Source organism: Kosakonia oryzendophytica (genome assembly GCF_900094925.1).
Taxonomy (GTDB): Bacteria; Pseudomonadota; Gammaproteobacteria; order Enterobacterales; family Enterobacteriaceae; genus Kosakonia; species Kosakonia oryzendophytica.
In genome coordinates, this window is the sequence record NZ_FMAY01000002.1 from 587,671 (window position 1) to 601,884 (window position 14,214).

Sequence of the window (14,214 nt, forward strand, 5' to 3'; positions counted from 1 at the left end):
GTAGCAATGGGAGCAAGACATGAGTGATGACGTAGCGTTGCCGCTGCAGTTTACCGATGCAGCAGCCAACAAAGTAAAAAGCCTGATCGCAGATGAGGAAAATCCAAACCTGAAACTGCGTGTCTACATCACCGGTGGTGGTTGCAGTGGCTTCCAGTATGGTTTTACCTTTGATGATCAAATCAACGATGGCGATATGACCATTGAGAAACAGGGCGTTGGCCTGGTGGTTGATCCCATGAGCCTGCAATATCTGGTAGGTGGTTCGGTTGATTATACCGAAGGTCTGGAAGGTTCCCGCTTTGTGGTCACCAACCCGAATGCGACCAGCACCTGCGGCTGCGGTTCTTCGTTCAGTATTTAACGAACCCGGCAGGTATAAAAAGCCGTGTCATCGACACGGCTTTTTTGTTATCGGCCCGGTTCATCCAGGGCGAACGTCGGTAGCTTCAGATGCCAGCGAATGGCCGCCAGACGAATCACCAGCGTAACCACCATGCCCAGCATACTGGCTGTTTCCAGCGGAATGGTAAAAAAGTGAAACGCAGTCGCATGCACAATGCCGCCGGCGATACAGGCAGTGGCGTAAATTTCGGTACGCAGGATCATCGGCACTTCCCGCGCCAGAACGTCACGGATTATCCCGCCGCCCACACCGGTAACCACGCCCATACAGATAGCGACCAGCGGCCCGGTTTCGGCCAGAAAGGCCTTATTCACGCCAATCCCGACAAACACCGCCAGACCTACGGCGTCCAGCACAGGGAGTATCCACTTCGGCAGGCGGCGCGGCTGACGCACCAGAATAATGGTCAGCATGCAGGTCACCATGGCGACCACCAGATCGGTAGGATCGGTTACCCAGAATACCGGCCCGTGCGCCAGCGCCATATCGCGGATCGTCCCGCCGCCAACTGCGGTAACCACGCCGAGCACCAGCACGCCAAACGGATCCATCCGCAATTTTCCGGCAAGCAGGACGCCTGAGATGGCAAACACGGCAGTGCCGATAATATCCAGCCAGTAGACGAGCATGTGAATTCCCCGGTTATTTCACCTGCGCAAGGGCAGTACAGAGTTGTTGAGCGGCGAGGATAATACGCGGGCTTGCGCGTTCAAACCAGTCGCTGTGTAGAGAAATAATCGGTACATCGAGCTGGCTATGCCAGAATTGTTCGATATTGGGAATTTCACGCGCCTCTCCGGCGACCACAATCGCCTGCGGCTGGCGGGCTAATACTTGCTCGCGGCTGACCTGCGGCCAGGGCACGCGACTGGCGGCAAAGATGTTTTCGCCGCCGCACAGCTCCAGCACCTCGTTCTGAATCGAACCTTGCCCGCTGGTGAACAGCGGCTGTGCACCAAATTGCAGGAACACGCGTTTTTTCGGCTGGTTTGCATAGCGCGCTTTCAATTCGTCATAACGTGCCATCAGCTGTTGCGCCGCTTGTCGGGCCTGCTCAGGATGCGGGCTGTAGGGCTCAAGCGCGCGCAGCGTCTCTGCAACTTGTTCGATGGTGATGGCATCCACCCACATCACGGTAACGCCAAACTGCTTCAGTTGATTGACCTGCCGTTCGGTGTTGCCTCCGCGCCACGCCAGCACCATGTCGGGTTTCAATGCGACAATGCGTTCGAGGTTGATGCCTTGCCAACTGGCGACTTGTTCAATATGCGCGGCTTCGGGAGGGTAATCGGAATAGCTGCTCACGCCGACAGGCGTAATCCCTGCGGCAAACAGCAGTTCTGTATTGGCCGGTGAGAGCGAAATCACGCGCGGCGCGGCGAACAGCCACGCCGGCAGCAGAATAAGCAGGGCGGCAAGCGCCCCGAGTGAACGATTAGCCACGCGCCAGGTTCTGCACCAGGGTTTCCACCATCAGGCTGGATTGTTTCGCCGCGACGGCCAGGAACTCATCAAAGCTCAGGTGCGACTGTTGATCTGCCACGTCGGAGATGGCGCGAACCACAACAAACGGCACGCCGAAGTTATGGCAAACATGCGCAATGGCGGTGGCTTCCATTTCCACGGCGATGGCTTGCGGGAAGTTGTGGCGGATTTTCGCCAGACCCACTGAACCATTGATAAAGGCATCGCCGCTGACAATCAAACCGCGCACGGCGTGCAGATCCAGTTGCGCGATACAGGCTTCTGCGGCGGCAATCAGTTTATCATCGGCTTTAAAGCCCGCCGGGCAGCCCGGTAACTGGCCGTACTCGTAACCGAAAGCCGTCACGTCGGCATCGTGATAACGCGCTTCGTCAGACACCACGATATCGCCTACTTTCAGCGTTGGCGCCAGACCGCCCGCAGAACCGGTATTGATAATCACATCCGGCTGGCAGCGCTCCAGCAGCAACGTTGCGCCCATGGCAGCAGCGACTTTGCCAATGCCCGACTTCAGCAGTGCAACGTCAGTGCCATTCAGCGTACCGGTGTAGATTTCGCTCCCGCCAATATTCAGGGTCTGACGGTTCTCGATTTTGTCACGCAGCAGCGTAACTTCTTCTTCCATTGCACCAATAATGCCAATTTTCATGGAGATACTCGCTAATGTGATAAGACAGAATTACGTTTTCAGGGCATAGTCTATCATGGCATACACAATTGCATGATATCCCGTGACGCTTCGCACAGGAGAGAAAATGGCAGAGATCGACTTTCGCAACAAAATAAACTGGCACCGTCGCTATCGTTCGCCGCAGGGCGTGAAAACTGAGCGTGAAATCCTGCGTATTTTTGAAAGCGATCGCGGGCGCATCATCAACTCCCCGGCCATTCGGCGGTTGCAACAAAAAACGCAGGTTTTCCCCCTGGAACGCAATGCCGCGGTACGTACACGCCTTACCCACTCCCTGGAAGTACAACAGGTGGGACGCTACATCGCCAAAGAAATCCTTAGCCGCCTGAAAGAACTGAAGTTGCTGGAAACTTACGGGTTGGATGAACTGACCGGACCGTTTGAAAGCATTGTTGAAATGGCGTGCCTGATGCATGACATTGGCAACCCACCTTTCGGCCATTTTGGCGAGGCGGCAATTAATGATTGGTTCCATCAGCGGCTGGCGCCGGAAGATGCGCTCGGTCAACCGTTATCGGACGATCGCTGTGAAGTGGCGGTGTTGCGCCTGCATGAGGGCGAAGATGGGTTAAATGCGCTACGTAGAAAAGTTCGTCAGGATTTAAGCCATTTTGAAGGAAACGCGCAGGGGATCCGCCTGGTGCATACGCTGATGCGAATGAACCTGACCTGGGCGCAGGTCGGTTGCATATTAAAATATACGCGCCCTGCATGGTGGGTTGGTTCTCCTCCAACGTCGCACAGCTATTTAATGAAAAAACCAGGTTATTATTTCAGCGAAGAAGCCTATGTTGAGCGCTTACGTAAAGAATTAAACCTGGATACTTACAGCCGCTTCCCTTTGACGTGGATAATGGAAGCCGCTGATGATATTTCTTATTGCGTCGCCGACTTAGAGGATGCGGTAGAAAAACGTATTTTCACGGCGGAACAACTTTACCAGCATCTTTATGATGCCTGGGGAACACATGAAAAGGGTTCGTTGTTTGCTCAGGTGGTCGAAAATGCCTGGGATAAATCCCGTGTGAATTCCATGAGCCGCAGTGCGGAAGATCAATTCTTTATGTATCTGCGGGTCAATACCCTTAATAAGCTGGTGCCCTACGCTGCACAGCGCTTTATTGATAACCTGCCCCAAATCTTCAGCGGTGAATTCAACCATGCGTTGCTGGAGGATGATAGCGGATTCAGTCAGCTACTTGAATTATATAAAAATGTCGCCATTAAACATGTATTCAGCCACCCGGACGTTGAGCAGCTTGAATTACAAGGTTATCGCGTCATCAGTGGGTTGCTGGATATTTACCGCCCGTTGTTACAATTATCGTTGGCGGATTTTACTGAGCTGGTGGAAAAGGAGCGTCTGCGCCGCTTTCCGATTGCATCGCGTCTGTTTCATAAACTGTCGACGCGCCATCGATTAGCGTATGTAGAAGCGGTCAGTAAATTATCGCCCGATTCGGCGGAGTATCCGGTGCTGGAGTATTATCATCGTTGTCGATTGATTCAGGATTATATCAGCGGTATGACTGATTTATATTCTTGGGATGAATATCGTCGTTTGATGGCAGTGGAATAACCCCGTTGTTTTGTAAAGAACGACAATAAATTTTTACTTTTTGCCGAAACGACATCCCGGAACTTCAGGCTATAAATCGACTCTGAGTGGTACATACACAGCAGTTTGTTTGCGTTAATCGGTAATGAGATAGAGACACATGAAAAAAACCACGTTAGCAATGAGTGCACTGGCCTTGAGTTTAAGTTTAGCGCTGTCTCCTCTGTCAGCTACGGCGGCGGAAACAGCATCTTCAGCTACCCCGTCGCAACAAATGCCGAGCCTTGCGCCGATGCTGGAAAAAGTGATGCCTTCGGTGGTGAGTATTAACGTAGAAGGCAGCACGACGGTGAATACCCCGCGTATGCCACGTAACTTCCAGCAGTTCTTTGGTGATAATTCACCGTTCTGCCAGGACGGTTCTCCGTTCCAGGGCTCGCCATTCTGCCAGGGCGGTCAGGGTGGGCAAGATGGCTCCGGCGGTGGTCAGCAGCAGAAATTTATGGCATTGGGCTCCGGGGTCATTATTGATGCCGCCAAAGGCTATGTTGTGACCAACAACCACGTCGTGGATAACGCCAATACCATTAAGGTTCAGTTGAGCGACGGGCGTAAATTTGACGCTAAAGTGGTGGGTAAAGACCCGCGTTCCGACATCGCCCTGATCCAGATTCAGGATCCGAAAAACCTGACCGCTATCAAGCTGGCGGATTCTGACGCCCTGCGCGTGGGTGACTATACGGTAGCGATTGGTAACCCGTTCGGTCTGGGTGAGACGGTGACTTCCGGGATTGTTTCCGCGCTTGGCCGCAGCGGGCTGAATGCTGAAAACTACGAAAACTTTATCCAAACGGATGCGGCGATTAACCGGGGTAACTCCGGTGGTGCACTGGTCAACCTGAATGGTGAACTGATCGGGATTAACACCGCAATCCTCGCGCCGGACGGCGGCAACATTGGTATCGGTTTTGCCATCCCGAGTAATATGGTGAAAAACCTGACCGGCCAGATGGTTGAGTTCGGCCAGGTACGCCGTGGTGAGCTGGGGATTATGGGGACTGAACTGAACTCCGAGCTGGCGAAAGCGATGAAAGTCGATGCCCAACGCGGGGCGTTTGTCAGCCAGGTGATGCCGAATTCCGCCGCCGCGAAAGCGGGTATCAAGGCGGGTGATGTGATCACCTCGCTGAATGGCAAACCGATTAGCAGCTTCGCCGCACTGCGTGCTGAAGTGGGTTCAATGCCAATTGGCAGTAAAGTTGCTCTTGGCCTGTTGCGTGACGGCAAACCGGTGAATATCACGCTGGAATTGCAGCAGAGCAGCCAGAACCAGGTGGATTCCAGCACCATCTTCAGTGGCATTGAAGGCGCGGAAATGAGCAACAAAGGCAAAGATGCTGGCGTGGTGGTTAACGCAGTGAAAGCGAATACCCCTGCGGCGCAGATTGGCCTGAAAAAAGGGGATGTGATTATCGGTGCTAACCAGCAGCCGGTGAAAAATATCGCTGAGTTGCGCAAAATCCTCGACGGCAAACCGTCTGTACTGGCGCTGAATATTCAGCGTGGCGATACCTCCATTTATCTGCTGATGCAGTAATCTGTAAAACCCCTCTTCCTCCCTGCGAGGAGAGGGGCTCCTTCTGTTTTGTGAAGCCTTCCACAACTCCATACTTCTGAATGCTGCTTTGTGCATATGCACAGTGCGCGCTATGGTTTTCTCCCATATGCTTGGGCTCTGCTCACGGGAGGGTTACATGGCTGGCTGGCACCTTGATACCAAAATGGCACAGGATATCGTGGCGCGCACGATGCGCATCATCGATACAAACATTAACGTCATGGATGCACGTGGTCGCATCATTGGTAGCGGCGATCGCGAACGAATTGGGGAATTGCACGAAGGTGCGCTGTTAGTTCTCTCCCAGGGCCGCGTGGTGGACATTGATGATGCGGTCGCGCGTCACTTGCATGGCGTACGTCAGGGGATCAACCTGCCGCTACGACTGGAAGGCGAAATTGTCGGCGTTATCGGTTTGACCGGCGAACCGGAAACGTTGCGCAAATATGGCGAACTGGTCTGTATGACCGCTGAGATGATGCTGGAACAATCCCGTTTGATGCATCTGCTGGCACAAGACAGCCGCTTACGTGAAGAGCTGGTGATGAACCTGATCCAGGCGGAAGAGCATACGCCCGCATTAACTGAATGGGCGCAGCGCTTGGGTATCGATTTAAACCAGCCGCGTGTGGTGGCGGTCGTGGAAGTCGACAGTGGTCAACTGGGCGTTGATAGTGCCATGGCCGAATTGCAGCAGTTGCAGAATGCGCTGACTACGCCGGAACGCAACAACCTTATCGCGATTGTCTCGTTAACGGAGATGGTGGTGCTCAAACCGGCGCTCAATCAGTTTGGTCGCTGGGACGCGGAAGATCACCGCAAGCGCGTTGAGCAGTTGATTACCCGCATGAAAGAGAACGGCCAACTGCGTTTTCGTGTTGCGCTTGGCAACTATTTTACTGGTCCTGGCAGTATCGCCCGTTCATACCGTACCGCGCGCACCACGATGATGGTGGGTAAACAACGGATGCCGGAAAACCGCAGCTATTTCTATCAGGATCTGATGTTGCCAGTATTGCTGGACAGTTTACGTGGCGGCTGGCAGGCGAATGAGCTGGCGCGCCCGTTGTCACGGTTAAAAGCGATGGACAACAATGGCCTGCTCAGGCGCACTTTATCGGCCTGGTTCCGCCATAACGTACAGCCGCTGGCAACGTCCAAGGCGCTGTTTATCCACCGCAACACGCTGGAATACCGTCTCAATCGCATCTCTGAACTGACCGGGCTGGATTTAGGGAATTTCGATGACAGGCTACTACTGTATGTGGCGCTGCAACTGGACGAGCAACGTTGATTTGATATTTCTTACCCGGCCTGTGGAAAGGCTCCGCAGACCGGGTAAGCACGACACGGTTATTTCCCGCGCGTTAATTTCTCAAGATCCGACTCAATTTCATTGATCTTGTTGGTAACCACGCTTTCAAGGTGACGCAGATCGTCAAGGATCTTACGTTTCAGATCCACTTCGGTACGATCGCGCTGGCAGATTTGATCTAACTCATCAATGACATAGCGCAGGTTAGGGCTGATCTCCTGAACCTCTTTATACCCCTGGCCGACACCGTCAGCGACCACGGTTTTACGCTGACGCGGGTATTTAAACTTCACGCTCTTGGCAAAAAACTCGCCTTTGTCCTTATGAAAATAGATTTTCAGGATATCGTTGTTCGCTTCCTGGCGGAGGCTGTAACGATCAATTTCATCGGGATTGGTAATGCCTAAACTTTTCAGATTATCGTACATAGCGGTACCCTTAAGCTCAACATAACCTATGAATAATTAACGAAAAAATCTATTTTTTCCACCTGCGCGTACTAAAAAGGCGGGACAGGTCACCCTCTCCCGAAAAGGGAGAGGGGAAAGACTTAATCGATGGTGCGCAGGAGTTCGTTGATACCCACTTTGCCACGCGTTTTCGCATCGACTTTTTTCACGATAACAGCACAGTAGAGGCTGTATTTGCCATCTTTGGATGGCAGATTGCCGGAAACCACAACGGAACCCGCCGGTACACGGCCGTAGTGAATTTCGCCGGTTTCGCGGTCATAAATACGGGTGCTCTGACCGATATACACGCCCATGGAGATAACCGACCCCTCTTCAACGATAACACCTTCCACCACTTCGGAACGCGCGCCGATAAAGCAGTTATCTTCAATGATAGTCGGGTTTGCCTGTAATGGCTCCAGTACGCCACCGATTCCCACGCCACCGGAGAGGTGAACGTTTTTACCAATCTGCGCACAGGACCCTACGGTTGCCCAGGTATCCACCATGGTGCCTTCATCGACATAGGCACCGATATTAACGTACGACGGCATCAGTACAGTATTACGGGCGATAAACGCACCCTGACGAACCGCAGCCGGCGGCACGACACGGAAACCTTCTTTTTGGAAACGCGCTGCATCGTAGTCGGCGAATTTCATCGGCACTTTATCGAAGTAGCGGCTTTCTGCACCGTCGATAACCTGGTTATCGTTAATGCGGAAAGAGAGCAGAACCGCTTTCTTCAGCCACTGGTGAGTGACCCATTGACCATCGATTTTTTCTGCGACGCGCAGGGCGCCGGAATCGAGCAGAGCAATAACCTGGTTGACCGCTTCACGGGTAACGGTATCCACATTGGCCGGGGTGATCTCTGCGCGACGCTCGAAAGCGGTTTCAATAACGTTCTGTAACTGCTGCATTGTTAAGCTCTTTCCATCTGTGTAAAAAAATCATCACCCTTTATCGTTTGGATTGAGGGCCTCTGTCAACCGTTGTTGCACCTCCTTTTGCAGCGCATTATTAAGGCCACGCCGGTCGGCGGTTGCGATTATAAATAAATCTTCTACTCGTTCACCAATTGTTGTAATTCTCGCCCCGTGCAACGAAATTCCAAGGTCGGCAAACACCTGGCCAACGCGTGCGAGCAAGCCGGGTTGATCGAGTGCAATCAATTCAAGGAAGGATTTTCTGTCGGTATGGGTCGGCAGGAAATTCACTTCCGTGTCGACGGTAAAGTGACGCAATTTGGCTGGCTGACGTCGTGGCTGTGGCGGTTGCCAGGTGTGTTGCGTGATAGCCTGCTCTAAACCAAAGCAGATGGCATCGTGACGATCGGCGGAGAGCGGGCTGCCATCCGGTTCCAGCACAATAAAGGTATCCATTGCCATGCCGTCACGGGTGGTGAAGATCTGTGCGTCATGGACGCTGAGATTACGTCTGTCGAGTTCGGCACATACTGCGGCAAAGAGGTAAGGTCTGTCGGGACTCCAGATAAAGATCTCTGTGCCGCCACGGGTTGCCTGAGGACTAAGCAGGATCAGCGGTTTGCTTAAATCATGCGCGAGCAGGTGCCGGGCATGCCATGCCAACTGGTTTGGGCTATGGCGCACAAAATAGTTGGCGCGGCAACGCGCCCAAATCTGATGCAACTGCTCCTCATCAATATTGTCCATACGCAGCAACGCCAGCGCTTGTAATTGATGATGACGCACCCGTTCACGCATATCCGGCGTGTTTTGCATGCCACGGCGTAGCTGTTTTTCAGTGGCGAAATAGAGTTCGCGCAACAGGCTCTGCTTCCAGCTGTTCCACAGGGTTTCGTTAGTGGCGCAAATATCCGCAACGGTCAGGCAGACCAGGAAGCGTAACCGGTTCTCCGTTTGCACCTCTTCAGCGAACTGCTTGATGACTTCCGGATCCTGAATATCACGGCGTTGGGCGGTTACCGACATCAGCAAGTGATGGCGGACCAGCCAGGCAACCAGTTGCGTTTCTCGGGAGTTCAAACCGTGCAACTCGGCAAATTTCAGCACATCCTGTGCCCCCAGTACGGAGTGATCACCGCCGCGTCCTTTCGCGATGTCGTGGAACAGTGCGGCAATCAAAATCAGTTCCGGATGGGTCAGACGCGGCCATAGCTCTACGCATAAGGGATGCTTATTACGTGTCTCTTCTTTAGCGAAACTTTCCAGCTTCAATAACACGCGAATGGTGTGTTCATCGACCGTGTAAGCATGAAACAGGTCAAATTGCATCTGACCGACGATATGCGACCATTGCGGCATATAGGCCCACAATACGCTGTGGCGGTGCATCGGTAGCAGGCCGCGACTGACGGCCCCCGGGTGGCGCAGCATACTGAGGAAAATAGAGCGCGCTTCGGCGATGTAGCATAACGGTTGTGTCAGATGGCGACGGGCGTGTCGCAGATGACGCAGGGTAGTGGAGTAGATGCCGGTAATCGTGCTGTTGCGCACCATGATATAAAACATCCGCAAAATCGCCTGCGGCTCGCGAATAAATAATGTCTCATCGCGCAGATCAATCAGTGTGCCGCGTAGCTGGAACTCATCATCGATCGGACGCGGCTTTTCATCAGCCGTGAGCGCCAGTATCGCTTCATCGAAGAGCTGGAGTAGCATCTGATTCAGTTCCGTGACACGACGTGTAACCCGGAAGAAATCTTTCATCATATGCTCAACCGGCTGGTTGCCTTCGCCGACATAGTTCAGCCGCTGGGCGACGCTTAGCTGGCGATCAAAAAGCAAGCGATTATCGTAGCGGTTCAGTTCCAGGTGCAGGGCGAAACGGATGCGCCACAGCAGATGCAGACACTCGTTCAGTTCATTACGCTCAGCTTCGGTGAGGAAGCCGAAGCCGACCATTTCATCGAGCGATGTTGCGCCAAAGTGGCGACGAGCCACCCATTGCAGCGTGTGAATATCGCGCAGGCCGCCGGGGCTGCTTTTAATGTCCGGCTCAAGGTTGTAGCTGGTGCCGTGGTAACGCTGATGACGCTCATTTTGTTCGGCCACTTTCGCCGGGAAAAACGTTTCCGAAGGCCAGAAATTGTCGCTGAAAATATGCTTTTGCAGCTCAAGAAACAGCGCCACATCGCCAATCAACAGACGTGACTCAATGAGATTCGTGGCGACGGTTAAATCCGACAGCCCCTCCTGTAGGCATTCATCCAGCGTGCGCACGCTGTGACCTACTTCCAGTTTTACGTCCCAGAGAAGTGTTAGCAGTTCGCCAATCTTTTGCGCCTGCTCATCGGGCAGTTTGTGGCGACTGAGGATCAGCAGATCGATATCAGACAAGGGGTGCAGTTCACCGCGACCATAGCCGCCAACCGCCACCAGCGCGACGTCGTTGATATTGCCAAAACCGTACTCCAGCCACAGGCGTTGCAGCAGCTGATCGATAAATTCGGTACGTGCTTCAATCAATTGCTCGGCGGAAATACCGGCATCAAATACATGCCCCAGCCACCGCTGGAAGGCGTCGATATGGGCTTTGATCCCCGCACATTGCAGCGCGTCCTGGGGCCAGACGCCAGGATACTCAGGCTGGCCGGGAAGGGTGGGTTTGACGGTGTTGACGAATTGTTCTGACAAGGTATTGCTCATTATTAGCCACCCGTGTGGAGTGAGGATCACTAACAAAACAAAGTAAAAGAGATAGTCAGAAATGAAAAGTCGTTTATGCGTATGACGAAGAGGTTGGCAGGGCAAAAAAAACGACCCGCAGAGCGGGCCGTAGACAAGAGCGTAACGGCGGAGATTAAGCGGCCGTCAGTACCGCGTCGATGGAGTCATCTTTGCGCAGGGTCAGGATCTCACAACCCGTTTCTGTCACCACGATCGTGTGCTCATATTGCGCCGACAGGCTGCGATCTTTGGTTTTCACCGTCCAGCCATCTTTCATGGTGCGAATGCGGTAATCACCGGCGTTGACCATCGGTTCTACGGTAAAGGTCATACCGGCCTGTAACACAACGCCGCCGTCATCTGCATCATAGTGCAGCACCTGCGGTTCTTCGTGGAAACCACGACCAATGCCGTGTCCGCAGTATTCGCGCACCACGGAGAACCCTTGCGCTTCTACGTATTTCTGAATAGCCGCGCCAAGGGTACGCAGACGGATGCCCGGCTTCACCATGCGCAGCGCCAGATAGAGGCTCTCCTGGGTGACGTGGCACAGGCGTTCGCCAAGGATTGTTGGTTTGCCGACGATAAACATTTTGGAGGTGTCGCCGTGATAGTCGTCTTTGATAACGGTCACGTCGATGTTGACGATATCACCATCCTTCAGCAGTTTTTCGTCATCCGGAATACCGTGACATACCACTTCATTAATAGAGATACAGACGGATTTCGGGAAGCCGTGGTAACCGAGGCAAGCGGAGATCGCGTGTTGCTCATTGACGATGTAGTCATTGCAGATGCGATCCAGTTCGCCGGTGCTGACGCCCGGTTTAACATACGGTTCGAGCATTTCCAGCACTTCGGCGGCCAGACGACCGGCAATGCGCATTTTTTCGATTTCTTCAGGAGTTTTAATTGAGATAGCCATGGAGTGCGTCCATCAGTGTCGAATTTTTCGACTATACCAGGATAAGTGTTGTTCATGGTAACAGTCGGGCAAGCTTTGTGCCAAATTGAGAATCATTAACAGCACACCGCGTCAACAACTATTGGTGTCCGGCAGTGTTTTGTGATATAAAGCGCGCCGGACTTCCGTTCCTGTTTTGGGATGGGAGCCACAAATCTCACTTTGTGTAATAACACACACGTATCGGCACATATTCCGGGGTGCCCTTCGGGGTCGGTAATATGGGATACGTGGAGGCATAACCCCAACTTTTATATAGAGGTTTTAAACATGGCAACTGTTTCCATGCGCGATATGCTCAAGGCTGGTGTTCACTTTGGTCACCAGACCCGTTACTGGAACCCGAAAATGAAGCCGTTCATCTTCGGTGCGCGTAACAAAGTTCACATCATCAACCTTGAGAAAACTGTACCGATGTTCAACGAAGCCCTGGCTGAGCTGAACAAAATTGCTTCTCGCAAAGGCAAAATCCTGATCGTTGGTACTAAACGCGCTGCAAGCGAAGCGGTGAAAGAAGCTGCTCTGAACTGCGACCAGTTCTTCGTGAACCATCGCTGGTTGGGCGGTATGCTGACTAACTGGAAAACCGTTCGTCAGTCCATCAAACGTCTGAAAGACCTGGAAACTCAGTCTCAGGACGGTACCTTCGACAAGCTGACCAAGAAAGAAGCGCTGATGCGCACTCGTGAACTGGACAAGCTGGAAAACAGCCTGGGCGGTATCAAAGACATGGGCGGTCTGCCGGACGCTCTGTTCGTTATCGACGCTGACCACGAGCACATCGCAATCAAAGAAGCAAACAACCTGGGTATCCCGGTATTTGCTATCGTTGATACCAACTCCGATCCGGACGGCGTTGACTTCGTTATCCCGGGTAACGATGACGCAATCCGTGCTGTTAGCCTGTACCTGAATGCCGTTGCTGCTACCGTTCGTGAAGGCCGTTCTTCGGATCTGGCTACTCAGGCGGAAGAAAGCTTCGTAGAAGCTGAGTAATAAGGCACGCTCTCTGAGCCCCTTATTGAGCAGGTAGTACCGAGTTTGGTTAGGGGGCCTGTTTATGGCCCCCTTTTTCACTTTTAAGCCTGTTTGGTTCCCCGAACCAGGCAGGTCATATCTCTCCCGAGGATTAAAGAATGGCTGAAATTACCGCATCCCTGGTAAAAGAGCTGCGTGAACGTACTGGCGCAGGCATGATGGATTGCAAAAAGGCTCTGACTGAAGCGAACGGCGACATCGAGCTGGCAATCGAAAACATGCGTAAATCCGGTGCTATCAAAGCAGCGAAAAAAGCAGGCAACGTTGCTGCTGACGGCGTGATCATCACTAAGATCGACGGCACCTACGGTATCATTCTGGAAGTAAACTGCCAGACTGACTTCGTGGCGAAAGATGGTGGTTTCCAGGCATTTGCAAACAAAGTGCTGGATGCTGCTGTTGCTGGCAAAATCACTGACGTTGAAGTTCTGAAAGCTCAGTTCGAAGAAGAGCGTGTTGCACTGGTTGCTAAAATCGGTGAGAACATCAACATCCGTCGCGTTGCTTCCCTGGAAGGCGAAGTTCTGGGTTCTTACCAGCACGGTGCGCGTATCGGTGTTCTGATTGCAGCTAAAGGCGCGGATCAGGAGCTGGTTAAACAGCTGGCTATGCACGTTGCTGCAAGCAAACCGGAATTCGTTAAACCGGAAGACGTGTCTGCTGAAGTGGTAGAAAAAGAGTACCAGGTTCAGCTGGACATCGCCATGCAGTCTGGCAAACCGAAAGAAATCGCAGAGAAAATGGTTGAAGGCCGCATGAAGAAATTCACCGGCGAAGTTTCTCTGACCGGCCAGCCTTTCGTTATGGATCCGAGCAAAACTGTGGGTCAGCTGCTGAAAGAGCACAATGCTGACGTAACAGGCTTCATCCGCTTCGAAGTGGGTGAAGGCATCGAGAAAGTTGAGACTGACTTCGCAGCAGAAGTTGCTGCAATGTCCAAGCAGTCTTAATCACTAAAAAGGAGCCGCCTTAGGGCGGCTTCTTTTTATGCCCTTCATCTGAAAATCAGCCAACACGCTAGTGTTTGCGCTGAC

13 protein-coding genes are annotated in these 14,214 nt (G+C 52.8%); 6 read left to right on the top strand and 7 right to left on the bottom strand.

Features of this window, described 5'->3' with window-relative positions:
• Positions 1-19: 19 nt before the first annotated feature.
• Positions 20-364 (top strand): iron-sulfur cluster insertion protein ErpA, encoded by a 345-nt coding sequence (gene erpA, locus GA0061071_RS05915; RefSeq protein ID WP_023480429.1) that lies wholly within the window; start codon positions 20-22, stop codon positions 362-364.
• A gap of 47 nt (positions 365-411) precedes the next feature.
• Here the strand turns inward: erpA and GA0061071_RS05920 are convergent, their stop codons facing one another.
• The 3 genes from GA0061071_RS05920 to mtnN are packed head-to-tail and all read right to left on the bottom strand — an operon-like array spanning position 412 to position 2,540.
• Positions 412-1,035: a TRIC cation channel family protein gene (locus GA0061071_RS05920; protein WP_061497592.1), complete on the bottom strand. Its 624-nt coding sequence runs from the start codon at positions 1,033-1,035 to the stop codon at positions 412-414.
• 13 nt (positions 1,036-1,048) lie between these two features.
• Positions 1,049-1,849 (bottom strand): vitamin B12 ABC transporter substrate-binding protein BtuF, encoded by an 801-nt coding sequence (gene btuF / locus GA0061071_RS05925; RefSeq protein WP_061497590.1) that lies wholly within the window; start codon positions 1,847-1,849, stop codon positions 1,049-1,051.
• The gene (gene mtnN, locus GA0061071_RS05930) at positions 1,842-2,540 is read right to left on the bottom strand and encodes a 5'-methylthioadenosine/S-adenosylhomocysteine nucleosidase (RefSeq protein WP_061497588.1); all 699 of its coding nucleotides are present in this window, start codon (positions 2,538-2,540) and stop codon (positions 1,842-1,844) included. The genes btuF and mtnN overlap by 8 nt, the downstream gene beginning before the upstream one ends.
• A gap of 106 nt (positions 2,541-2,646) precedes the next feature.
• Here mtnN and dgt point away from each other — a divergent pair, with 106 nt between their 5' ends.
• From dgt to cdaR, 3 genes are all read left to right on the top strand, one after another.
• Complete coding sequence (gene dgt / locus GA0061071_RS05935; RefSeq protein WP_088237408.1) at positions 2,647-4,161, top strand: dGTPase; 1,515 nt, start codon at positions 2,647-2,649, stop codon at positions 4,159-4,161.
• A gap of 139 nt (positions 4,162-4,300) precedes the next feature.
• Complete coding sequence (gene degP / locus GA0061071_RS05945) at positions 4,301-5,737, top strand: serine endoprotease DegP (RefSeq protein ID WP_061497584.1); 1,437 nt, start codon at positions 4,301-4,303, stop codon at positions 5,735-5,737.
• A gap of 157 nt (positions 5,738-5,894) precedes the next feature.
• Positions 5,895-7,052 carry a DNA-binding transcriptional regulator CdaR gene (gene cdaR, locus GA0061071_RS05950; protein ID WP_061497583.1) on the top strand — a complete coding sequence of 386 codons (1,158 nt, stop codon included), beginning with the start codon at positions 5,895-5,897 and terminating at the stop codon, positions 7,050-7,052.
• A 59-nt stretch (positions 7,053-7,111) separates the two neighbouring features.
• Here the strand turns inward: cdaR and GA0061071_RS05955 are convergent, their stop codons facing one another.
• The 4 genes from GA0061071_RS05955 to map form a co-directional block, all read right to left on the bottom strand.
• A complete protein-coding gene (locus GA0061071_RS05955; protein ID WP_017457991.1) occupies positions 7,112-7,501 on the bottom strand; it encodes a DUF3461 family protein in 390 nt (129 codons plus the stop codon).
• Between the two features lie 122 nt (positions 7,502-7,623).
• Entirely contained in the window at positions 7,624-8,448 is an 825-nt protein-coding gene (gene dapD / locus GA0061071_RS05960; protein WP_061497581.1) for a 2,3,4,5-tetrahydropyridine-2,6-dicarboxylate N-succinyltransferase, read from the bottom strand.
• A gap of 33 nt (positions 8,449-8,481) precedes the next feature.
• The gene (glnD, locus tag GA0061071_RS05965) at positions 8,482-11,157 is read right to left on the bottom strand and encodes a bifunctional uridylyltransferase/uridylyl-removing protein GlnD (RefSeq protein ID WP_061497579.1); all 2,676 of its coding nucleotides are present in this window, start codon (positions 11,155-11,157) and stop codon (positions 8,482-8,484) included.
• Between the two features lie 154 nt (positions 11,158-11,311).
• The gene (gene map, locus GA0061071_RS05970; protein ID WP_088237409.1) at positions 11,312-12,103 is read right to left on the bottom strand and encodes a type I methionyl aminopeptidase; all 792 of its coding nucleotides are present in this window, start codon (positions 12,101-12,103) and stop codon (positions 11,312-11,314) included.
• Between the two features lie 309 nt (positions 12,104-12,412).
• Between map and rpsB the strand changes: the two genes are divergently transcribed.
• Complete coding sequence (rpsB, locus tag GA0061071_RS05975; protein WP_061497575.1) at positions 12,413-13,138, top strand: 30S ribosomal protein S2; 726 nt, start codon at positions 12,413-12,415, stop codon at positions 13,136-13,138.
• A 140-nt stretch (positions 13,139-13,278) separates the two neighbouring features.
• Complete coding sequence (gene tsf / locus GA0061071_RS05980; RefSeq protein ID WP_061497573.1) at positions 13,279-14,130, top strand: translation elongation factor Ts; 852 nt, start codon at positions 13,279-13,281, stop codon at positions 14,128-14,130.
• Positions 14,131-14,214 lie beyond the last annotated feature (84 nt).

What these genes read in the sequence shown, in the direction of transcription:
- erpA (WP_023480429.1), top strand. Translation starts at nt 20, where the DNA reads ATGAGTGATGACGTAGCGTTGCCGCTGCAGTTTACCGATGCAGCAGCC.
- GA0061071_RS05920 (WP_061497592.1), bottom strand. Translation starts at nt 1,035, where the DNA reads ATGCTCGTCTACTGGCTGGATATTATCGGCACTGCCGTGTTTGCCATC.
- mtnN (WP_061497588.1), bottom strand. Translation starts at nt 2,540, where the DNA reads ATGAAAATTGGCATTATTGGTGCAATGGAAGAAGAAGTTACGCTGCTG.
- dgt (WP_088237408.1), top strand. Translation starts at nt 2,647, where the DNA reads ATGGCAGAGATCGACTTTCGCAACAAAATAAACTGGCACCGTCGCTAT.
- degP (WP_061497584.1), top strand. Translation starts at nt 4,301, where the DNA reads ATGAAAAAAACCACGTTAGCAATGAGTGCACTGGCCTTGAGTTTAAGT.
- cdaR (WP_061497583.1), top strand. Translation starts at nt 5,895, where the DNA reads ATGGCTGGCTGGCACCTTGATACCAAAATGGCACAGGATATCGTGGCG.
- GA0061071_RS05955 (WP_017457991.1), bottom strand. Translation starts at nt 7,501, where the DNA reads ATGTACGATAATCTGAAAAGTTTAGGCATTACCAATCCCGATGAAATT.
- dapD (WP_061497581.1), bottom strand. Translation starts at nt 8,448, where the DNA reads ATGCAGCAGTTACAGAACGTTATTGAAACCGCTTTCGAGCGTCGCGCA.
- glnD (WP_061497579.1), bottom strand. Translation starts at nt 11,157, where the DNA reads ATGAGCAATACCTTGTCAGAACAATTCGTCAACACCGTCAAACCCACC.
- map (WP_088237409.1), bottom strand. Translation starts at nt 12,103, where the DNA reads ATGGCTATCTCAATTAAAACTCCTGAAGAAATCGAAAAAATGCGCATT.
- rpsB (WP_061497575.1), top strand. Translation starts at nt 12,413, where the DNA reads ATGGCAACTGTTTCCATGCGCGATATGCTCAAGGCTGGTGTTCACTTT.
- tsf (WP_061497573.1), top strand. Translation starts at nt 13,279, where the DNA reads ATGGCTGAAATTACCGCATCCCTGGTAAAAGAGCTGCGTGAACGTACT.